Source organism: Pseudomonas sp. ZS1P83 (assembly GCF_054897825.1).
Genome location: NZ_CM142706.1, coordinates 5,377,457 through 5,397,972 on the forward strand (window position 1 = coordinate 5,377,457; position 20,516 = coordinate 5,397,972).

General features: G+C 59.1%; 17 protein-coding genes. 6 read left to right on the forward strand and 11 right to left on the reverse strand.

Annotation, left to right across the window (positions count from 1 at the left end):
- Positions 1-23: 23 nt before the first annotated feature.
- Both ACYZT0_RS25235 and ACYZT0_RS25240 read left to right on the forward strand, forming a co-directional pair.
- Positions 24-803: an N-acetylmuramoyl-L-alanine amidase gene (locus tag ACYZT0_RS25235; protein ID WP_462043485.1), complete on the forward strand. Its 780-nt coding sequence runs from the start codon at positions 24-26 to the stop codon at positions 801-803.
- 75 nt (positions 804-878) lie between these two features.
- A complete protein-coding gene (locus tag ACYZT0_RS25240; protein ID WP_462043486.1) occupies positions 879-2,489 on the forward strand; it encodes an EAL domain-containing protein in 1,611 nt (536 codons plus the stop codon).
- A 12-nt stretch (positions 2,490-2,501) separates the two neighbouring features.
- On the opposite strand, the gene ACYZT0_RS25245 is transcribed toward ACYZT0_RS25240, so the two are convergent.
- Both ACYZT0_RS25245 and algB read right to left on the reverse strand, forming a co-directional pair.
- Positions 2,502-4,292, reverse strand: coding sequence for an ATP-binding protein (locus tag ACYZT0_RS25245; RefSeq protein WP_462043487.1), 1,791 nt, complete (start codon positions 4,290-4,292; stop codon positions 2,502-2,504).
- A gap of 10 nt (positions 4,293-4,302) precedes the next feature.
- Positions 4,303-5,649, reverse strand: a complete 1,347-nt coding sequence (gene algB / locus ACYZT0_RS25250; protein WP_462043488.1) for a sigma-54-dependent response regulator transcription factor AlgB — start codon at positions 5,647-5,649, stop codon at positions 4,303-4,305.
- A gap of 432 nt (positions 5,650-6,081) precedes the next feature.
- Between algB and ACYZT0_RS25255 the strand changes: the two genes are divergently transcribed.
- The 4 genes from ACYZT0_RS25255 (at position 6,082) to ACYZT0_RS25270 (ending at position 10,193) form a co-directional block, all read left to right on the forward strand.
- On the forward strand, positions 6,082-6,369 hold the full coding sequence (locus tag ACYZT0_RS25255; RefSeq protein ID WP_462043489.1) for a hypothetical protein: 288 nt from the start codon (positions 6,082-6,084) through the stop codon (positions 6,367-6,369).
- 81 nt (positions 6,370-6,450) lie between these two features.
- Positions 6,451-6,615, forward strand: a complete 165-nt coding sequence (locus ACYZT0_RS25260) for a DUF1328 domain-containing protein (protein WP_003177151.1) — start codon at positions 6,451-6,453, stop codon at positions 6,613-6,615.
- Between the two features lie 788 nt (positions 6,616-7,403).
- The gene (gene gltP / locus ACYZT0_RS25265) at positions 7,404-8,735 is read left to right on the forward strand and encodes a glutamate/aspartate:proton symporter GltP (RefSeq protein WP_462043490.1); all 1,332 of its coding nucleotides are present in this window, start codon (positions 7,404-7,406) and stop codon (positions 8,733-8,735) included.
- A gap of 228 nt (positions 8,736-8,963) precedes the next feature.
- Entirely contained in the window at positions 8,964-10,193 is a 1,230-nt protein-coding gene (locus ACYZT0_RS25270) for a nucleoside recognition domain-containing protein (RefSeq protein ID WP_462043491.1), read from the forward strand.
- A 49-nt stretch (positions 10,194-10,242) separates the two neighbouring features.
- Here ACYZT0_RS25270 and ACYZT0_RS25275 read toward each other — a convergent pair whose 3' ends face one another.
- From ACYZT0_RS25275 to ACYZT0_RS25315, 9 genes are all read right to left on the reverse strand, one after another.
- Entirely contained in the window at positions 10,243-10,869 is a 627-nt protein-coding gene (locus ACYZT0_RS25275; protein ID WP_462043492.1) for an ABC-type transport auxiliary lipoprotein family protein, read from the reverse strand.
- A complete protein-coding gene (locus tag ACYZT0_RS25280; protein ID WP_462043493.1) occupies positions 10,866-11,804 on the reverse strand; it encodes an MlaD family protein in 939 nt (312 codons plus the stop codon). Before ACYZT0_RS25280 ends, ACYZT0_RS25275 begins: the two co-directional genes overlap by 4 nt.
- Before the next feature lies 1 nt (position 11,805).
- On the reverse strand, positions 11,806-12,609 hold the full coding sequence (locus ACYZT0_RS25285) for an ABC transporter ATP-binding protein (RefSeq protein ID WP_462031341.1): 804 nt from the start codon (positions 12,607-12,609) through the stop codon (positions 11,806-11,808).
- Entirely contained in the window at positions 12,606-13,754 is a 1,149-nt protein-coding gene (locus ACYZT0_RS25290) for an ABC transporter permease (RefSeq protein ID WP_462043494.1), read from the reverse strand. Before ACYZT0_RS25290 ends, ACYZT0_RS25285 begins: the two co-directional genes overlap by 4 nt.
- Positions 13,755-13,807: 53 nt before the next feature.
- Positions 13,808-14,839: a DUF5924 family protein gene (locus tag ACYZT0_RS25295; RefSeq protein ID WP_462043495.1), complete on the reverse strand. Its 1,032-nt coding sequence runs from the start codon at positions 14,837-14,839 to the stop codon at positions 13,808-13,810.
- A gap of 76 nt (positions 14,840-14,915) precedes the next feature.
- On the reverse strand, positions 14,916-16,292 hold the full coding sequence (locus tag ACYZT0_RS25300) for a M16 family metallopeptidase (RefSeq protein WP_462043496.1): 1,377 nt from the start codon (positions 16,290-16,292) through the stop codon (positions 14,916-14,918).
- Between the two features lie 56 nt (positions 16,293-16,348).
- Positions 16,349-18,007: a Na/Pi cotransporter family protein gene (locus ACYZT0_RS25305; protein WP_462043497.1), complete on the reverse strand. Its 1,659-nt coding sequence runs from the start codon at positions 18,005-18,007 to the stop codon at positions 16,349-16,351.
- A gap of 214 nt (positions 18,008-18,221) precedes the next feature.
- Complete coding sequence (locus ACYZT0_RS25310) at positions 18,222-18,989, reverse strand: TerC family protein (RefSeq protein ID WP_462043498.1); 768 nt, start codon at positions 18,987-18,989, stop codon at positions 18,222-18,224.
- Positions 18,990-19,074: 85 nt separating this feature from the next.
- Positions 19,075-20,382, reverse strand: a complete 1,308-nt coding sequence (locus tag ACYZT0_RS25315; RefSeq protein ID WP_462043499.1) for a CitMHS family transporter — start codon at positions 20,380-20,382, stop codon at positions 19,075-19,077.
- Positions 20,383-20,516: the final 134 nt, after the last annotated feature.

The window sequence follows — 20,516 nt, forward strand, 5'->3', positions numbered from 1 at the left end:
TCTTGCGTGTATTGCCTTCTGCCATGAAATACTTAGCCCTCATCGTGTCGCTGATTCTGTTGGTCGGTTGTGCCAGCGGCCCCCGTTTCGACACCCGTCACCCTTCAGCCAATCACGACAGCCGCATTCAATTTGTGGTGGTGCATTACACCTCGGCGTCACTGGAGCGCTCGCTGCAGCTACTAACCCATGGCGAGGTCAGCAGCCACTATCTGATTGGCGACGACAAGGGCGCCACCATCTACAAGCTGATGGATGAAAACCTCCGAGCCTGGCACGCCGGGGAAAGCGAATGGCAAGGCCGAACCTGGCTGAACTCCAGCTCTATTGGCATCGAAATCGTCAACCCGGGCTTTAAAGACACCCCTACCGGGCGCCTTTGGTACCCCTACAGCGAAGACCAGGTCCAGTCCCTGATCGTCCTCCTCAGGGACATCAGCAAGCGTTACGCCATCAATCCACGTAGCATCATCGGCCATAGCGACATCGCCCCACTGCGCAAGCTCGATCCGGGGCCGCTGTTCCCTTGGAAGCGTCTAGCTGCCGAAGGCCTTGGTATCTGGCCGAACGAGCTGGCCGTAACGCGTCAGCAAGCACAGTTCGAAGTACAGCCGCCAACCATCAGTTGGTTTCAGGCACAGCTGGCCCGTCTGGGTTATCCCACGCCGCAAACCGGCGAACTGGATGTTGCGACGCGTCATGTGATTGCGGCCTTTCAGATGCATTTCCGACCGTCTCGTTTCGATGGCACACCGGATGCGCAAACCGCGGCGCTTCTACAAGTCTTGAATCAGACAAAATAATGACGCCCGCCCGACGGTCAGGGCTTTTTTCCAATCAGCAGCTATAACTCATTGGTAATTCTTCGGATATTCCATATGCCTGCTGCTCGAGAGACATTACGTAGTTGGTTCTATCGCCCATGGTTCTTGGCGATACTGGCTGCTGCCTTGAGCGCGACACTTTTGATGGCCGGCAGCCTGTTCGTGGCCATGCATCAAGTCGAGCAGAGTGAAAGCGAAGAGATGAATGCCCAGGGCGAGCGCTTCCTTGCTCGCCTGGAGCAACTGTTCGGGCAGTTGCGTGAAAGCCTCGACGACTTGGAAGCCCAGCCGTTACGGGGCTGCGATGACGAAATGATCGCGACCTTGCAGCAGGTCAGCTTCAATTACCGTTTTGTTTACGAAGCCGCCTATATGGATGCCTCACGGATCTGCTCCAACCGCCCCCGCCAGGAAGGGCTGTCGATGACAAGACCGCCGGACATCAAAGGCCCGACCTACAGTTACTGGCTGAACACCACCACCGAACCCGATGAAAACCGTGCCGCGCTGATGCTCGGGCGCGGTAATTTTCGTGTTGCGACGTCTCGCGGGCATTTGACTGACATGGTCGACTTGTCACCGGGAAGCAGCCTGCTGGTGGTACTCGACGGCACGCGCGCGATTCCGGTACTGGGTGTCTCACAGGTCTGGCCACCGACCGAACCCTGGCCCCCGAAAAGCAGCGACGCGCTACAAATCACGCAGTCCCGCTTGATTTACCGCATGCCCACCAACAATCCGGAATACCAATTGGTGCTGATCAGCCCGCGCACCGGCATGCATGTGCCGGCGGCCTGGTGGTGGTTGCTACCGGCCAGTCTGGTGCTGGCGGTGTGTGTGGGCTTTCTGGTGCTTCTGTTGGTGCGCCAGCGACAGTCGCTGGACGCCGAACTCAGTGGCGCCATACGGCGAGGCGAGTTGCAGGTGCTGTACCAACCGATCTTCGACCTCGACAGTCGCAACTGTGTCGGAGCAGAAGCCTTGTTGCGCTGGCGAAGGCCGGACGGCACTCTGACCAGTCCCGACCTGTTCATTCCGATGGCGGAGAACACCGGCCAGATCCGCCAAATGACCGACTTCGTCCTGCAGCGCCTGCTTGAGCAGCTTGGTCATTTGTTGCGGGCCAATCCACAACTGTACATTTCGGTCAATCTGGCGGCCTGCGACGTCATGGTGCCGCGTATTGGCCAGGTGATGGCGCGCCTGCTGACCTTGCACCGCGTCGCAGCAAAGCAAATTGCCTTTGAAGTCACCGAGCGGGGATTGATTGATGTCGTCGTCGCTCGGGAAAACCTGCAAGCCTTGCGGGATGTGGGGCATCAGGTGCTGATTGATGACTTTGGCACCGGTTATTGCAGCCTCGCCTACCTGCAAACCCTGCCAGTCGACTGCCTGAAAATCGATAAGGCGTTTATCGATGCGCTGGGTCATGACGCTGCGAGTAGCGGTGTCGCACCGCACATCATTCGCATGGCCCAAGCCCTGCAACTCACAGTCATTGCCGAAGGCATCGAACATGAGTCCCAGGCGGCGCTTCTGAGCAGTGAAGGCGTGAAGTTCGGTCAGGGTTGGCTCTTCGCCCATGCGTTAAGTGCGGTGCAGTTCATCGAGCTGATTACCCGTGGCCGCCGATTGGCCGCTCGACGTTTCGATGACGAAGCCTGAAGCTGCTGTGGCTTATACCGACAGCGCCATATAGAACTGGGTACCCTGCCCTGGCCGCGAATAAACACCCATCCGTCCGCCGTGCAACTGCACGATTTCCTTGCACAGTGCGAGACCTAGCCCGGCACCGCCCTTCTTGCGACCCACCTGTACAAAGGGTTCGAAAATCCGCCCCTGCTGGCCGTAGGCAATACCTTCGCCGTTATCCTCGACGCTGATAATGACTCGCTCTCCATGGCGTCGAGCCTGCAAACGTATTTGCCCGCCGGGGGCGGTGTGGCGCAACGCGTTGTCGATCAGGTTATCGAGCACCCTGTCCAGCTGCGGCTGATCAGCCTGCAATCGCGGTAATGGCCCTTGCACCTCCACCGACAGGTCGATGCGCTGCTCATTTGCAGGGCCGGCAAAACGTTCCCGGGCCTGTTCCAGCAACTCCTCGATGGCGCACGGCGCCAGCGTGAGTTTCTGTAATCCGTTCTGATACCGGGAGAAGTTCAGCAGGTCGTTGATCAACTGCATCAAGCGCTGCATCTCTTCGTTCACGGTATCTAGCAGATCCGCTTCACGCGAGTCCTCGGCAAAGTGCGCGCGCTCGCGGAACAGGCCGAACGCCATGTGCATCCCGGTGACCGGCGTTCGCAATTCATGGGAGGCGCGCAGTACGAACTCGCTGCGCACCCGTTCAAATGCGCGCTGTTCGGTGACGTCATGCAGCACCATCACGGCGCCGAGAATATGGCCCTGTGTATGACTGACCGGTGTCAGGCTAAAGGTCAGCAACCGCGACTCACCGTCGACCTCGATACTCAGGTCTTCCGGCGCCCGCTCCAAGGTGCCGCCGCGTAGCACCAGTTGCAGCTGTTCATCGAGTTCGGGACGCTCAAGCGCCGTCCCCAGACCTTGACCGAGACGATCGGTGTCCCAACCCAATTGACGCTGCGCTACGGGGTTGAGGTGTTCCAAACGACCATCGCGGTCGATCATCAGCAGCCCATCGTCGATGCTGTCGAGCACGGCCTGCAAACGTTGCTGGCCTGCGAGCAGCTCATGGACATTGGTGGCCTGATGCTCGCGCAAGGCCTCGGCCATGATCCCGAAGCGCTTGGTCAGCTGGTTCATTTCCACTGCCGAGGAAATCGGCAGCGTCACTTCGAAATTACCTTGGCCGATGTTGTCCGCCGCCTGAGCCAGGGCCTCGATCGGTGCACCAAAACGTCGAGCAATAGCATGGGCGGTGACGAAGCCGATGATCAGCACCGCCAGCCCCACAAGCCCGAGCAGGCCGGCAACCAGCAGCGCCCTCTCCCGAGCCTGCTGTTCGGTGGCACTGATGTTATCCAGCGCACGCTTGTGCTCGGCGATCAAACCATTGCGCAGCGCATTGAATTTTTCTGTGAGTACTTCGTTGCCACTCAACACGTGCGTCGAGTCACGTGACAAGTCGTACGCTTGCAGAAAGCTCTGGTAGTCAGCCTTGGCCTGCTCGAAGCCGTACAGGAGCTCATCACCCGTCCGGGTATGGGCAATGCCGTCATCAAGCAACTGAACATAATGCTGCCTGGACGCCTCAAACGCCGCAGGATCTGGCTTTTCGCTGAGCATGATGATCAGTTGATCGCCGAGGGTCTGACGCAATTTCAGCCCCAGGTCGAGGGTGTCGAAACTATTGCGAATCAGCGCTTCCTGGGTGCCCGCCATTTGCATCACGCTGACCAGCCCAAGCAACAGCCCAAGCAGCGCCACGGTGATCAGTGCAGAAATACTCAGAAATAGCCGGGTGCGCAACTTCATCGCCAGTTTCATCGCAGACAGCTCACAAGTTGTACTGCTTGCGTTTTCGGTACAACGTCGAGGCATCGATACCCAGGGTCTTGGCGGCCTGGTCCAGTGTGTCTGCGGTGGCGAGGACCGCTCCGATGTGAGCTTTTTCCAACTCATCCAGACTCAGCGCAGCGCCGATGCGTGGCGCATTGTTGATCGGGGTTTCGGCCATGCCCAGGTGGCTGATCTCGACCCGCTCCTGTGGACAAATAATGCTTGCCCGCTCCACAACGTTGCGCAACTCCCGGATGTTCCCCGGCCAGCGGTAGCCGAGCAGCGCTTCGCGGGCTTCGTCGCTGAAGCCACGAGCCGGACGCGCGTACTCCTTGACGAAACGGGCCAGAAAACGATCGGCCAGATTCAGAATATCTTCCCGGCGCTCGCGAAGAGGCGGCAGGTGCAAGGTGATGACGTTCAGGCGGTAGAGCAGGTCTTCACGGAAACGGCCGTCGCGCACCATGTCTTCGAGGTTGAGGTTGGTGGCCGCGAGAATTCGCACATCGGCGCGGCGGGTCACCGGATCACCCACGCGCTCGTACTCTTTGTCCTGAATAAACCGCAGCAACTTTGGTTGCAACGTCAGGGGAAAATCGCCGATCTCGTCAAGAAACAGCGTCCCGCCATCGGCCTGATTGACTCGCCCCAAGGTGCTTTCGCTGGCACCGGTGAACGCGCCACGGCTATGGCCGAAGAGCTCGCTTTCCATGAGTTCGGCGGTCAGGGACGGGCAATTGATAGTGACGCAGGATTTCCTCGCACGCTTGCTCCAGCCGTGAATGGCTTGGGACAGCTCACCTTTACCGGTGCCGGACTCGCCGAGAATCAAAATATTGGCATCGGTGCTGGCCACCTGGCGGGCGGTTTCGAGTACTACCTTCATCGCCGGGCTGTGAGAGTCCAGGCCATCCTTGGGTTTGCGCACTTCGCCTTCAAGGGCTTCCAGACGTGCCGACAGTTGCCGCACTTCCAACTGTTTGGCGGTGGCCAGACGCAATTGGTCGGGGCTGCAAGGCTTGACCAGATAGTCGGCGGCACCGGCCTGAATGGCATCCACGGCGGTGTCCACAGCCGAATGAGCGGTGACGATCACCACCCTCATCCAGGGTGCCTGAATGCGCATTTGGGCCAGCACATCGAGGCCGTTGTCTTCACCTAGACGCAGGTCGAGGAAGCACAGGTCGAAGACTTGGCGCTGAAGCAACGCATCAGCCTGGGCAGCGCTGTTGGCGGTAGCGACGCTGTAGCCTTCATCTTCGAGGCAATAGCGAAAAGTACGCAGGATGGCGGACTCATCATCCACCAGCAGAATGCGGCCTTGATGCTCAGTGGCTGATTCCATTTTCCTACGCTCCTTAAAGAATGATCTTGGTTAGTCCCGGAAAAATCGGGCAACTTGCATGGTTGATTCTGGTCGATTCCAGCTACAGCAGCGTAGCTATCTCAGCACCCTACGGCTAATCGCCTGATTTTGTTGTTTTTTTATCAGATAGCCGGTTCGCAGGCAGCTACCGGTGTCCCCTTGTGACATTCATGCCCTCTCCGCAATTCAAAAATATTGAAATCTCCTACGAAACTATCGTGCATTACGCACGACATCAAAAGGACCATCGTGCAGGATGCGTCCGATCCGAATTCCACATCATTCATAACCAATTGATTTTATTCGATTTTATTATCATGAAAAGCTGGCATGCAGGCTGCAATAGTTTACTTAACCAGGGCATGTAACGTCGCCCCAACAAGATCACCAACGAGTGGGAGGAGCTTCAGGATGAGTCGCCAACGTGCCGCCCAATTGCTTTTCTCGCCACTGCATATCCAGCAAGGTCTGTTTGCTGTTATGGCGCTATTGATCACCTTGATCGGCGGCCAGCAGTTTCAGCGTTGGGAGCAGAGCCAGCAGCAAGAAGCGCCACGCCTGTCGATTCAGCATCCGACCCAAACCCATTTCAGTGCGGCCAGCAATAACCAGGCTGACAGCGCCCCGATGCGAATGATGGACGTCGATCAGGCTCAGTCTGTGGATGAGATGCCTCGTCAGGAACGTTGGGTGTTCTAAACACACGAACTTGGCGCGTTCGATGCGCCGGGAAAAGCACCACAAGTCACATCTCTAAATAGAAGCGTAAGGAGAATCACCATGTTGAGCTGGGCAATTACATTCTTGATCATTGCCATCATCGCTGCGGTACTGGGCTTCGGTGGTATCGCGGGCACCGCCACGGGTATCGCCAAGATTCTCTTTGTCGTGTTCCTGGTGATGTTCATTGCTTCCTTCTTCTTTGGCCGTCGCGGTCGAGGCTGAAGTCGAGGCTGAATATGAGCGTTTTATTAAAGACTCTGGCAGCCGCCCTGCTCCTGGGCGGTTGTGCCATGGCGATGGACTGAGTTCGAAACAAGAAAGAGGCCACAGTGCTTTTTTCCGATGCGCTACCCGAGGAAGGTAGACGCATGACCAAGGGGTCGGGACGTTCTGCCTGTTTCTGGGGCGGAGTGACCTACGGGCACGTGGGGTGCCTGCGCAAGGGCCGGGTCAGGTAAAAGCTGCGGCGCAAGTTCGCCGGTCACTCACGACCTGACGGACTTGCGAAGAGCTTCGTCAGCGTAAAGCTTGTCCTAGAGCGTTCCGCTCGCCTCCTCCGCTCCACCTCCGTTAATCCCTCGCAAAATCCTTTCGTGGTGTTTTTTTTGTGACCGTATATCGAGAAAGCTGCGACTAAATGTCAGAGAATTTTCGCGTTTAAACGTAGGCTATTTCCCAAGTTTCAACCCTGATTTCTCCGCTTAAAAATCAACCAACCTCCTCCAGAATGGCCGGTTCACGGCACTTATGCCTGCCGAAATGTCGTATTCGAACCGGCTGGGACGCGAGTTTCAGTTAAAAAAGCTCATGCCGATTCGGCATAGGGTAGGCGTTTACAGCATTAGACGTTGCTTCCTTGCATCGGAATAGTTGCGCCTTTTTCGCCTGCCAGAGAGCCGATAACAATCGCTCCGGGACACCTTATACGGGGGTAGATGCACAAGACTTTTTCGCCACAAGCGTTCCAGTTTTTGCATGTGCCTGAGTCAAACGCAAGTAAGGGTAAAGATATGAAGAAGGCAAAGCTTAGCCTCGCCTGGCAGATCCTCATCGGTCTGGTATTGGGGATTGCAATCGGTGCGCTGCTCAACCATTTCAGTGCCGAAAAAGCCTGGTGGATCAGCAACGTTCTGCAACCAGCAGGCGATATCTTTATCCGTCTGATCAAGATGATTGTGATCCCGATCGTGATCTCTTCATTGATCGTCGGTATTGCAGGCGTCGGTGACGCGAAGAAGCTCGGGCGTATCGGCCTCAAGACCATCCTTTACTTCGAGATCGTCACCACTATCGCCATCGTGGTCGGTCTGGTGTTGGCCAACGTGTTCCATCCGGGCACCGGTATCGACATGAGCACCCTGGGTACCGTGGATATTTCCAAGTACCAGGCCACTGCCGCCGAAGTTCAGCATGAACATGCGTTCATCGAAACCATCCTCAACCTGATCCCGTCGAACATCTTCGCGGCCATGGCCCGCGGCGAGATGCTACCGATCATCTTCTTCTCCGTACTGTTCGGCCTCGGTCTGTCGAGCCTGCAATCGGACCTGCGCGAGCCGCTGGTGAAGTTGTTCCAGGGCGTGTCGGAAAGCATGTTCAAAGTCACCCACATGATCATGAACTACGCCCCGATCGGCGTTTTCGCACTGATCGCGGTGACCGTGGCCAACTTTGGTTTCGCCTCCCTGCTGCCGCTGGCCAAACTGGTGATCCTGGTTTACGTCGCCATCGCCTTCTTTGCCTTCGTGGTGCTGGGCCTGATCGCTCGCCTGTTTGGCTTCTCGGTGATCAAGCTGATGCGCATCTTCAAGGATGAGCTGGTGCTGGCCTACTCCACCGCCAGTTCCGAAACCGTGCTGCCGCGCGTTATCGAGAAGATGGAAGCCTACGGCGCGCCGAAAGCCATTTGCAGCTTCGTGGTCCCGACCGGCTACTCGTTCAACCTCGATGGTTCGACCCTGTACCAGAGCATCGCGGCAATCTTCATTGCCCAGCTCTACGGCATCGACCTGTCCATCAGCCAGCAATTGCTGCTGGTGCTGACCCTGATGGTCACCTCCAAAGGCATCGCCGGCGTACCGGGTGTGTCCTTCGTGGTGTTGCTGGCCACCCTGGGCAGCGTTGGCATTCCACTCGAAGGCCTGGCGTTTATCGCGGGTGTCGACCGCATCATGGACATGGCGCGAACCGCGCTGAACGTGATCGGCAATGCCCTGGCCGTATTGGTCATATCCCGCTGGGAAGGCATGTACGACGATGCCAAGGGCCAACGCTACTGGAACTCCCTGCCGCACTGGCGCAGCAAGGAAAAGTTGCCGGCCGGTGAGACCATCAACAACTAACGCTGGCCCCTGTAGGAGCGAAGCTCGCCCGCGAAGAACGATAACGCGGTGTGACTGATACACCGCGGCGCTCTGATCGCGGGCAAGCCTCGCTCCTACAGTACGAGGTAGCACGGATCGCTCGCAAAGAGCGGGTGCGCTCGCAAAACAAACCCCGGAGAAAATCCGGGGTTTGTCGTTTCTGGCTACCCCGCTATCATTCGCCGCATTCTTCGGGGGATTTAACTGATGCTCAATGGCCTGTGGCTCGGCTTCTTCATCGTGGCTGCCGTTTCGGCACTGGCGCAATGGCTGATAGGCGGTAACGCCGGGATCTTCGCGGCGATGGTGGAAAGTATTTTCGCCATGGCCAAATTGTCGGTCGAGGTGATGGTCCTGCTGTTCGGCACCCTCACCCTCTGGCTGGGCTTTCTGCGGATTGCCGAGAAGGCCGGGATCGTCGAGTGGCTGGCCAAGGCGCTGGGCCCGCTGTTTCTGCGCCTGATGCCCGAAGTCCCGGCGGGTCACCCGGCCATCGGCCTGATCACGCTGAACTTTGCCGCCAACGGCCTGGGCCTGGACAACGCCGCCACGCCGATCGGCCTCAAAGCCATGAAGGCGCTGCAAGAGCTCAACCCCAGCGACACCATCGCCAGCAACGCGCAGATTCTGTTCCTGGTGCTCAACGCCTCCTCCCTGACCCTTCTGCCGGTGACGATCTTCATGTACCGCGCACAGCAAGGTGCACCCGATCCGACCCTGGTGTTCCTGCCCATCCTGCTTGCGACCAGTTGCTCGACATTGGTCGGCCTGCTGTCGGTGGCGTTCATGCAGCGTTTGCGCCTGTGGGACCCGGTGGTGCTCGCGTACTTGATTCCCGGTGCCTTGGCACTCGGTGGCTTCATGGCGCTGCTGGCGACGCTCTCGGCGACCGCTCTGGCCGGCCTGTCATCGATCCTCGGCAACCTGACGCTGTTCGGGTTGATCATGCTGTTTCTGGTGATCGGCGCGTTCCGTAAGGTGAAGGTCTACGAAGCATTCGTCGAAGGCGCCAAAGAAGGCTTTGATGTGGCCAAGAATCTGCTGCCGTATCTGGTCGCGATGCTGTGTGCCGTCGGCGTGCTGCGGGCGTCCGGAGCGCTGGACTTTGGTCTGGACGGGATCCGGCATCTGGTGGAATGGGCCGGTTGGGACACGCGCTTCGTCGATGCACTGCCGACGGCGATGGTCAAACCGTTCTCTGGCAGTGCCGCCCGGGCGATGCTGATCGAAACCATGAAAACCTCTGGCGTGGACAGCTTCCCGGCGCTCGTGGCGGCGACGATCCAGGGCAGTACCGAAACGACCTTCTATGTATTGGCGGTGTACTTCGGCGCGGTGGGAATCCAGCGGGCGCGGCATGCGGTGGGGTGTGCGTTGCTGGCCGAACTAGCCGGGGTGTTGGGCGCGATCGGGGTTTGTTACTGGTTCTTTGGTTAACGAAGAACCCCTGTGGGAGCGGGCTTGCTCGCGAAAGCGGTGTAAGTATTCAAGGCCTTTGTGGCGGCGCGATTTTCTGCCCTTGCTCAACCGCCCAAGCCACCACCTGCGCCGTCAGTTGATCACTGGCCTGGCCAAACCCGGCCACCACTGCCGGCACCTTCACATCGCTCAATGGCTGGCGCACTTCAAAGCGTCGGCTGGCGAGGATTCTTTGGTCATAACCACGCACCAGCAATGCATCCAGACGCACGACCACGCTTGCAGCCGTGCCTTGGTACTCGGTCTGGAACGCCTGCAGGCTACCGCCCAATTCAAGATCTGCCTGGAAGTTGCTGTCGTCGGTGCTCAGCAATGAAACCCGTCCATCACGCTGGAAACCGTCCAACAGACGATTGCGCAGCAACACCGGCGCCGGGTCGCTCCAACGCGAGGCCTTGTAGCTGCTGATTAGATCACCCTGAGGGATCACGGCGATCTTCGGGCTGTTCAAGGCCTCGCTGGCCTGCGGCTTGGCCAGGCGCAGCGACCAGCGCTGCGGCGTCCCCTGGCTGGCCGATGCGCCGCTCTGGGCCGAAGGCAACCGATAGACATCGGACGGCTCGGACTTGGGCAGGATCGAGCAAGCGCTGACCCCAATGAAGCTGACGAGGAGGGCGAGGTGTGTCAGCTTCATGGCGTGAACTCCTTGTTCTTGTCATTGCCCAGCAAGTAGCCGCTGGGGTTGGCTTCCAGACGCTGGGAAATAGCCCGCAACGACGTCAGGGTATCGCGCAGCTCACGCACAGCCGGGGCCAGGCCATTGAGGCCTTGTATGCCGCTGTTGAGGGAATCCTGATTGGTCGTGAGCAACGTGTTGATGGTCGCGCTGCTCTGTTCCAGCGACTTCATCGCCTGCTCGGCGCTGCCGAACATCTGCTTTCCTTGATCGTTGAGCATGCCGTTGGCATTGCGCATCAGCGCCGATGTCTGTTCCAGCATCGCGCCGGCTTGCTTACCGACCGACGCCAGTTGCCGCATCGCCTGACGGATATCGCCGCGCTGGTCGGCGATGGTTCCAGTGGTTTGCTCCAGATGCTCAAGGGTTTTGCTGATGCGCTCGACGTTCTCCGTGGAAAACATCTGGTTGGCGTTCTGCATCAGCATGTTCACACCGGCCATCAGGTCGCCGCTGTCGTTCAACAAGCGAGCAATAGGCGAGGGCGAAGCAACAATCGTCGGTAACTCACCGTCCTTGCCCCGAAGTTTTGGGCTCTGCGGTGTGCCGCCACTGAGCTGGATGATCGAGGTGCCGGTGATCCCGGTCAGCGCCAATATAGCCCGGGTGTCTTCCTTGATCGGGGTATCACCGCCCAGACGAATCCGCGCCAACACGCGGCGCGGGTCTTTCGGGTCCAGACGCAATGTCACCACGTCGCCGACCTTGATCCCGCTGTACTGCACGGCGCTGCCCTTGGACAGGCCACTGACGGCCTCGTTGAAGACAATCTCGTAATCCTTGAACTCGCTGTCGACGCTGGATTTGGCCAGCCACAAGCCGAAGAGCAGGGCGCCCGCCACCACAATCACGGTGAACAGGCCGATCAATACATGATGGGCTCGGGTTTCCATGTCAGACCTCCTTAAGCTGTTGAGCGGCCGTCAGCGCCGCGCGGCCGCGAGGGCCATGGAAGTATTCGTGAATCCACGCGTCATCGGTTTCCGAGACCTTGTCGATGGCGTCCGCCACCAGCACTTTCTTCTGCGCCAGCACCGCCACCCGGTCGGTGATGGTGTAGAGCGTGTCGAGGTCGTGGGTGACCAGAAACACACTCAGGCCCAACGCATCGCGCAGGGTCAGAATCAATTGATCGAACGCGGCCGCGCCAATCGGATCGAGGCCGGCGGTGGGTTCGTCGAGAAACAGGATGTCCGGGTCCAGCGCCAGCGCCCGGGCCAGTGCCGCACGCTTGATCATGCCGCCGGACAGCGAAGCGGGGTACTTGTCGGCCGCCGACAGCGGCAACCCGGCCAAAGCCATTTTCACTGCCGCCAAGTGTTCGGCGTCCTCTCGGCTCAAACCGGCATGCTCGATCAGGGGCAGGGCGACGTTCTCGGTAACCGTCAGTGAAGAGAACAGGGCGCCTTTCTGGAACAGCACGCCGAAGCGCCGTTCGACCTTCGAGCGCTCGTGTTCGGACAGCGTCGGCAGGTTTTTACCGAAGACCTTCACCACCCCTTCGCTGGGCTGACGCAAGCCGACGATGCTGCGCAACAACACCGATTTACCGCTGCCGGAACCGCCGACCACGGCGAGGATTTCGCCCTTGAACACATCCAGGTCGAGGTTCTCATGCACGCTTTGCCGACCAAAGCGATTACACAGCCCGCGGACTTCGATCACCGCCTCGGAAGGCGCTCGGGGTAGACGACTCACCAGCCCATCTCCATGAAAAACAGTGCGGCCACGGCGTCGAGCACGATCACCACGAAAATCGACTGGACCACGCTCGACGTGGTGTGCGCGCCGACAGACTCGGCGCTACCGCTGACTTTGAAGCCTTCAAGACAGCCGATGGCGGCGATCAAAAACGCGAAGATCGGCGCTTTGACGATCCCGACCAGGAAGTGCTGAACGCCGATATCCGATTGCAGCAGCGACAGGAACATCGCGGGCGAAATATCCAGCGACACCGCGCAAACCACACCGCCGCCGACAATCCCCGAGAGCATCGCCAGAAAGGTCAGCATCGGCAACGCGACCAGCAGGGCCAACACTCGCGGCACCACCAGCAACTCCATCGGGTCGAGGCCCAAGGTGCGAATAGCGTCGATTTCTTCGTTGGCTTTCATCGAGCCGATTTGCGCGGTGAACGCACTGGCGGTGCGGCCGGCCATCAGGATCGCGGTCAGCAGCACCCCGAATTCGCGCAGGAAGGAGAACGCCACCAGGTCCACGGTGAAAATACTCGCGCCGAAACTCGCCAGCACTGTCGCTCCGAGAAACGCCACCACGGCGCCCACCAAAAAGGTCAGCAGGGCGACGATGGGCGCGGCGTCGAGCCCGGTCTGTTCGATGTGCGCCACCATCGGCGTGATGCGCCAGCGCTTGGGGCGAAACAGACTGCGGGCGATGGTTTCCAGAATCAGGCCGACGAAACCCAGCAGTTGCAGGGTGTCCTGCCAGACCGCGTCGACCGCGCGGCCGATGCGGGTCAGCAGTTGAATGCCGACGCTGATTTCCGGTTTCTTGATTGGCACGCAGAAGTCAGTCAGCGAGCAATAGACCGTCTGCAACAAGGCACGGTCGGCAGAGGACAGTGTGCAATCGGGATGTTCGGCGGATCGGCCCAGACGCTCGGATCCGAGCAACTCCACCAGCAGCGACGCACCGGCGGTATCGAGCGCGCCGAGGCTGTTGAGGTCGATGTGAGCGCTGTCGTCGTATTGGCCGTGGAGCTTTTCGCTCAGGTGCTTGAGATCGGCGTAATGAGCGAGCGTCCAGTCACCCGTGACCCGCAACTGAGCAGGGGAGTGAGAGGTGTCCAGTTGGGCACTGCCGGCCATTGTGTTGCTGGTCATAAGCTCCGTGCTTTATCAGCTATTACGCAGATCTACGTAATAGCACGAACGGGTTACTTTGCGGCAGTCGCAGGCTTGTTGTCCTTTACCTCGAAGCGCAACACACCGATGACCTGGCCAGCTTCGGTCAGCACCCGAACCTGCCATTTACCCGCGGGGTTGCCGGGGAAATTCTGCTTGTGGGTCCAGGCGCGGTAGCCTTCCTTGCGCCCGCCGTGGATGTCCAGGGGGATGCGGTCGACCTCTTTGCCGTTGAACTGCCACACATGATAGATCCGCTCATCCAGACCGCGCGGAGCGTTGATCGCGGTGTAAGCGTACAGGCCGCCACCACGGATCTGGTCGGCGGTGACCTCATCGAGGCTATCGCCGGGGATACGGTCCTGCATTTGCGTACTGATCGCCACATCGGTCATCCACAGCGTCGCCGGCGGAACCCACGAACGCAGCACCCAGCCAACGCCGCCGATGCCGACGGTGATGCTCAGAATCGCCAGCGCGTTGCGCACGGTACGTATCGGGAAGATCGACGCCAGGCTCGGGAACGACAGCACGACGGCGGTGCCCAGGGCCAGTTTGAAACTCTGGGAGGTGGTCAGGTGCAGGATGACGGGCAGGGCGGTCAGCAGTGCAGCGAACAACGTCAGTGTGTGCAGTGCCAGAAACGCCCAGCGCCGGGGGGCCAGCCATTTGTAGTAGAGCGGATCGATGATGGAAATCAGCGCGGCGATGCACAGCAGCCCGGTGAAAAACAACTGGCCGCTGTTCCAGGTGGTGGTGATAAAAAAGAACGGCAGGACGAAGAACAGACTTTCCTGGTGGATCATCTGCGTGGCGTAACGCAGCAGAGGCTGGGGTATTTCGCGCTTGAAGATCCTGGCGAACAGCTTGGTGAGGCTGTTTTCCAGCATCAGCCAGATCCAGCTGACCAGCATGATGGTGGTGATCCAGGTCGCCAGACCTTGCTGACGATCCACCAGAATGAAGCTGCCGACCCCGGAAATGAAACCACCGAGCGCAATGACCCCTGGGTAGCGCTTCATCAATTCCAGGATGCGCTGTACGAATAGGGTCAGTGTAGGCATTCGGCGGTTCGCAATAGTCGTGGGGAAAATCCTCGACAGGGTAACCGCCGAGAGGGCGGTGTGGCGAGGGTGCCGGTTACTTTCGGCGATGTACTCGCCAAGCCAACAAACCGATTACAAGCAACCCGAACACCCCGGCAATCGCCCACATCACCTGGTCATCACTCATCAACGGCTTTTCGATCCGCAGGTAGCCCGGCTGCATGAGCAATTCACGCATGGCCTTGTTCGCTTCCGCCAGTGTCACCTCTTGCAGTTCCTTGGCCGGGTCGGCGAAACGGCCGTCGTCGTAGTCCCCAAGGGCACTCCAGTAATAATCGGCCAACGCGCTATTGCCTTGCACGGCCCAGGCTTGTCGGGCGATGGCGGCCTGTTTGAGGCGGTTGAAGGTGTTGGCATTGAGACCGTCCCTGAGCAACCCGGCCTTCAGATCATCCAGCACCTGTTCGGCCTCGGACACGTCATCGCGTTCAACGTCGGCATTCATGCTCATGAAACCCACGCCGCCAAACACCTCACGCTCGGCCGAAGGCCCGTAGGACAAGCTATGGGCCAGACGCAATTGGCGATAGAGCGCCCAATCCAGATAGTCCTTTAGCAAGTCGAAGGTTTCGTCGTGCTGATCCTCCAGCACCGGCTCCGGCACCAGCCAATGCAACTTGGCACTGCCGCCGACAAAACCGTGACTCAGGGTGCGCTCGTGGGCGGCACTGGCCTGGATGGCCGGCAGGGGCGGGTGTTCGGTAGGGTCTACCGCTTCAAGCGCACCATAAGACCGTTCCAGATAGGCCGGCAGCAACCTGTCGAGGTCGCCGACCACGATCAGAGTCATGTTGTTCGGCGCATACCAGCCCTTGCGTACCTTTTCCAGCTGTTCGCGGGTCAGGTGATCGACTTCAGGCCGCTCGGGGCATTTGAGGCCCAGTTCCACCGCCAGCTGATTACTCGCCGTGTGGCCAAGATCCTGGCGATCCAGCCAGCGTTGCAGGTGCGAGTAATGGCCGCCGTCTTCGCGCTCGACCACTTGTTTGGCGGTGTTGATCGCGTTGTCGTCGATTCGGGTTTGGGTCAGCAGTGCCAGCAGCAAGTCGAGGACCTTACGCTGGTTTTTTGCCGGAGCTTCGATGACGAACGTCGTGTCGGCGTTGCTGGTGTAGGCGTTCCACTCGCCGCCCAGGGCCTGCATGCGTTCTTCCAGCCCGCCTTCGCCAGTGGCGTCGATGCCGCTGAACAGCAAGTGTTCAAGCAGGTGTGGCAGCTCCTTGTCGGCACAACTGAAATCATCAATGCCGACGCCGACGACCAGACGAATCGCCACATGCCCGCGCTCGGTGCCGGGTTTGAGCATTAATTGCAGGCCGTTGGGCAGCGTATAGCCCTCGACCTGAAATCGATCCAGGGCAAACGCAGGGAATGAGCCAAGCAACAGACAGGCGAATAACAGACAACGCATAACGAGCTTCCATACGGCTAGCGTAAGTTCAACAGACTGCTGGCAACTGTGGACGTTCAGGGTGAATGCGTGATGTCAGCCAAATCATCGGCAATTAGTGCGCCGGTGTCGGACGTTTCCAGCACCACATAGGCGCTGCTGCAGAACAGAGAATTCAGACGCTTCATGTCGGCAATCAACTCCAGGTGCAACGAGCTGGTCTCGATGCTCTGCACGATCTTACGTTGCAATCGGCTGACGTGAGCATGGGCCAAGCGGCGTTCCTGTGCGCGAAAGCGACGCTTCTCACGCAGTAACTGGCGGGCACTTTCCTTGTCGGCACTGAGGAACACCGACAAGCCGAGACGCAGGTTGGATATCAACTGACTGTGAAGCCCCGCCAACTCTTCCAGGCCGACCTCGGAAAAAGACCGGCGCTGCGAGGTTTTCTGCTGCTGAACCTTGCGCAGCATGCGTTCGATGACGTCGCTGGCGAGTTTAAGATTGATCGCCAACTCGATGATTTCCGCCCAGCGCCGGCTGTCCTGCTCGCTGAGGTCCTCGCGGGGCATTTGCGCCAGATAGAGCTTGATCGCACCGTAGAGTGATTCCACATCATCGGTCAGGCGCCGCATTTCCTGGGTGATGGCGGTTTGGTTGCCGCGCAGCACGTCGAGCATGGCCTCGAGCATGTTGTCGATCAGGTCGCCGATGCGCAGGGTTTCCCGGGCGGCATTGGCCAGCGCCAGGCTGGGCGTGACCAATGCCGTCGGATCAAGATGCCGCGGTTTGGCAGTGCCGTTGATTTCCGGCCGCTCCGGCAGCAGCCACGCGCAAAGCCTGGCCATCGGCCCGACACTTGGCAGCAAAATCAGGCAGCGCGCGGTGTTGTAGAGCAGGTGAAAGCCAATGACCATTTCCTGAGGGCTGAAGTCCAAACTGTCGATCCAGTGCACCAATGGGTCAAGCACCGGAATGATCAGCAGCAAACCGATCAGTTTGTAGAGCAGGCTGCCCAAAGCCACTTGACGGCCAGCTGCGTTCTGCATGCTGGTGCTGAGGAAAGCAAGGATGCCGCTGCCGATGTTGGCGCCGATCACCAGGCCGATGGCAACTGGCAAGCTGATCACCGCGGCACCGGCCAGGGTCGCCGTCAGCAGGACGGCTGCCAGGCTGGAGTAGGAAACCATCGCAAACAGCGCGCCGACCAGGGCATCCAGCAGGATGTCGCCGGTCAGCGAGGCAAAAATTACTTTCACACCTTGTGCCTGCGTAATCGGCGCGGCGGATTCGACGATCAGTTGCAGGGCCAGGATGATCAGCCCCAGGCCGATGCCAACCCGGCCCATCTGTCCGACCCGGGTCTGTTTGCGCGACAGGAAGAAAATCACCCCAAGAAAGATCAGCAGCGGCGACAGCCATGACAGATCGAAAGTCAGCACTCGCGCCATCAAAGCAGTACCGACATCGGCCCCGAGCATGGTCGCCAGGGCCGGGGTCAGCGCCATCAGGCCCTGACCGACAAAGGAGGTGACGAGCATGGCGGTGGCGTTGCTGCTCTGGACCATCGCGGTCACGACGATCCCCGAGATGAACGCCAGCAAGCGCTTGGACATGTTCCGGCCAATCACGTGGCGCAAGTTTGAACCGTAGACCCGCAGGATGCCGGTTCGGACGATGTGCGTGCCCCAAATCAACAAGGCCACGGCAGATAACAAATTGAGCAGGGTGAGCATGCAGGCCCCCTGTGGTGGCAGCGCCCCAAAGGGGCAAGTTGACGGTGCCGCGCGTTCTTCTACGTTCTGTACTTAAGCTGTAGTTGGCTAACGGTCTGTGCGCCAGCATCGCACAGCTAAAGAAGCGATTGAAACAAAACCGTCATAAAAACAGCTTGATGCAGACGTGACAAAGGGGCCCGAAGGCCCCTTTGTCATCGCGCAACATTCGGGGTCATTGACCCGGAATGTCCTTGCGCAGTTTTACCGGGTCCTGCTGTTTGCGCTTTTTCGCGATCACGGTGCGCATCTTGATGTTGATCGCTTCCACCGCCAGCGAGAACGCCATGGCGAAGTAGACGTAGCCTTTTGGCACGTGAACGTCGAAGGATTCAGCAATCAGCACGGTACCGACGATCAACAGGAACGACAGCGCCAGCATTTTCAGCGACGGGTGCTTGTCGATGAACTCGCTGATGGTGCCAGAAGCCCACATCATCACCAGCACGGCAACGATGATCGCCGCGACCATGACCGGAACATGGGACACCATACCCACGGCGGTGATGACCGAGTCCAGCGAGAACACAATGTCGATGATCGCGATCTGAATGATGGTGTAGAGGAAGTTGCCGCCCTTGCCGCTCGGTTCCTCATTGGTTTCATCCTCGCCTTCCAGCGCGTGGTACATCTCTTGCGAGCTCTTCCACAGCAGGAACAGACCACCAAAGAACAGGATCAGGTCACGCCCGGAAATGCCTTGGCCGAACACTTCGAACAAATCGGCAGTGAGGCGCATGACCCAAGTGATCGACAGCAACAACAGGATCCGCGTGACCATTGCCAGCGCCAGGCCGAAAATCCGGGTGCGCTTTTGCATGTGCTTGGGCATGCGGCTGACCAGGATCGAAATCATGATGATGTTATCGATACCCAGGACGATTTCCAGGGCGGTCAGGGTAAAGAAGGCAACCCAGATTTCAGGGTTGGTCAGCCATTCCATGTGTATTCCTTTGAGCGATTGTTAAACCACGAAGGGCCCGGGCTTCAAACAACAAAGCCTGGACCCGTCATGGTGAGTCTTGGGCTTATAGAGTGCTGAACAGCGGAAAAATCCCCATCAGCAAAGCGGCGATCAGTATGCACATGCACACCAGCACTGCCCACTTCAGGGTGAAACGCTGGTGATCACCGAAGTCGATACCGGCCAGGGCCACCAACAGGTAGGTCGATGGTACCAGCGGGCTCAACAAGTGGACGGGCTGACCGACGATTGAGGCACGTGCCATTTCAACCGCGGTTATACCGTAATGACTGGCTGCTTCGGCAAGTACCGGTAACACGCCGTAATAAAATGCGTCGTTCGACATGAAGAATGTGAACGGCATGCTCACCAGTGCAGTGATCACCGCCAGGTACGGGCCGAGGAAGTCCGGAATCACCGCCAACAGGCTTTTCGACATCGCATCGACCATGCCGGTGCCCGACAGGATACCGGTGAAGATACCGGCCGCGAAGATCAAACCGACCACCGCCAGCACGCTACCGGCGTGGGCCGAGATGCGATCCTTTTGCTGTTGCAGACACGGGTAGTTGACGATCATCGCGATACTGAACGCCACCATGAACAGCACCGGCAGCGGCAACAAGCCGGCGATCAGCGTGCACATCAGGCCCAGGGTCAGGGCGCCGTTGAACCAGATCAACTTCGGACGACGGGCATCCGGGAATTGCGAAACGCTGATTTCACTGTGGTCGATTTCATCGCCCACCAGGTGCAGCTCACCCAGACGCGCACGCTCACGCTTGCCGTAGAAGTAGGCAATCACAAGGATTGCCAGCACCCCGAAAGCCATCGCCGGAATCATCGGTACGAAGATGTCGGACGGGTCCACATGCAGCGCACTGGCCGCACGGGCGGTCGGGCCGCCCCAAGGCGTCATGTTCATCACGCCACCGGCGAGGATGATCAGACCGGCCATGATTCGCGGGCTCATGCCGATGCGGCTGTAGAGCGGCAGCATGGCGGCCACGCAGATCATATAAGTGGTCGCGCCGTCACCATCGAGGGAGACGACGAGCGCCAGAACGGCGGTGCCGACCGAAACTTTCAGCGGGTCGCCCTTGACCAGTTTGAGGATCTTGCGCACAGCCGGGTCGAACAGGCCGGAGTCGATCATCAGGGCGAAGTACAGAATGGCGAACATCAGCATCACACCGGTCGGCGCGAGCTTGGTAATGCCTTCGAGCATCATCGGGCCGATCTTCGGCGCAAAGCCACCGAACAGCGCGAACAGGATCGGAATGATGATCAGAGCGATCAGCGCGGAGAGGCGCTTGGTCATGATCAGGAACATGAACGTGATGACCATGGCAAAGCCAAGGAAAGTCAGCATGGGAATACTCCAGGCATAGCGCGGCTAGGGAATGGGCGAACCGGGTGGGTCAGCGCAGAACGGAAAGCACGAGACGTATGGGCGGAGTGACAGCGAAGTGGCGGGTAGCAGAGGACATCAGGATCACCATTGTT

Excerpts from the sequence above, each read along its gene's own strand:
- ACYZT0_RS25255 (WP_462043489.1), top strand. The coding sequence starts at position 6,082 with ATGAGTCGCCAACGTGCCGCCCAATTGCTTTTCTCGCCACTGCATATC.
- ACYZT0_RS25315 (WP_462043499.1), bottom strand. The coding sequence starts at position 20,382 with ATGCTGACTTTCCTTGGCTTTGCCATGGTCATCACGTTCATGTTCCTG.
- ACYZT0_RS25245 (WP_462043487.1), bottom strand. The coding sequence starts at position 4,292 with ATGAAACTGGCGATGAAGTTGCGCACCCGGCTATTTCTGAGTATTTCT.
- ACYZT0_RS25275 (WP_462043492.1), bottom strand. The coding sequence starts at position 10,869 with ATGAAGCTGACACACCTCGCCCTCCTCGTCAGCTTCATTGGGGTCAGC.
- ACYZT0_RS25300 (WP_462043496.1), bottom strand. The coding sequence starts at position 16,292 with ATGCGTTGTCTGTTATTCGCCTGTCTGTTGCTTGGCTCATTCCCTGCG.
- ACYZT0_RS25305 (WP_462043497.1), bottom strand. The coding sequence starts at position 18,007 with ATGCTCACCCTGCTCAATTTGTTATCTGCCGTGGCCTTGTTGATTTGG.
- ACYZT0_RS25240 (WP_462043486.1), top strand. The coding sequence starts at position 879 with ATGCCTGCTGCTCGAGAGACATTACGTAGTTGGTTCTATCGCCCATGG.
- ACYZT0_RS25260 (WP_003177151.1), top strand. The coding sequence starts at position 6,451 with ATGTTGAGCTGGGCAATTACATTCTTGATCATTGCCATCATCGCTGCG.
- ACYZT0_RS25270 (WP_462043491.1), top strand. The coding sequence starts at position 8,964 with ATGCTCAATGGCCTGTGGCTCGGCTTCTTCATCGTGGCTGCCGTTTCG.
- ACYZT0_RS25295 (WP_462043495.1), bottom strand. The coding sequence starts at position 14,839 with ATGCCTACACTGACCCTATTCGTACAGCGCATCCTGGAATTGATGAAG.
- algB (WP_462043488.1), bottom strand. The coding sequence starts at position 5,649 with ATGGAATCAGCCACTGAGCATCAAGGCCGCATTCTGCTGGTGGATGAT.
- ACYZT0_RS25235 (WP_462043485.1), top strand. The coding sequence starts at position 24 with ATGAAATACTTAGCCCTCATCGTGTCGCTGATTCTGTTGGTCGGTTGT.
- ACYZT0_RS25290 (WP_462043494.1), bottom strand. The coding sequence starts at position 13,754 with ATGACCAGCAACACAATGGCCGGCAGTGCCCAACTGGACACCTCTCAC.
- ACYZT0_RS25310 (WP_462043498.1), bottom strand. The coding sequence starts at position 18,989 with ATGGAATGGCTGACCAACCCTGAAATCTGGGTTGCCTTCTTTACCCTG.
- gltP (WP_462043490.1), top strand. The coding sequence starts at position 7,404 with ATGAAGAAGGCAAAGCTTAGCCTCGCCTGGCAGATCCTCATCGGTCTG.
- ACYZT0_RS25280 (WP_462043493.1), bottom strand. The coding sequence starts at position 11,804 with ATGGAAACCCGAGCCCATCATGTATTGATCGGCCTGTTCACCGTGATT.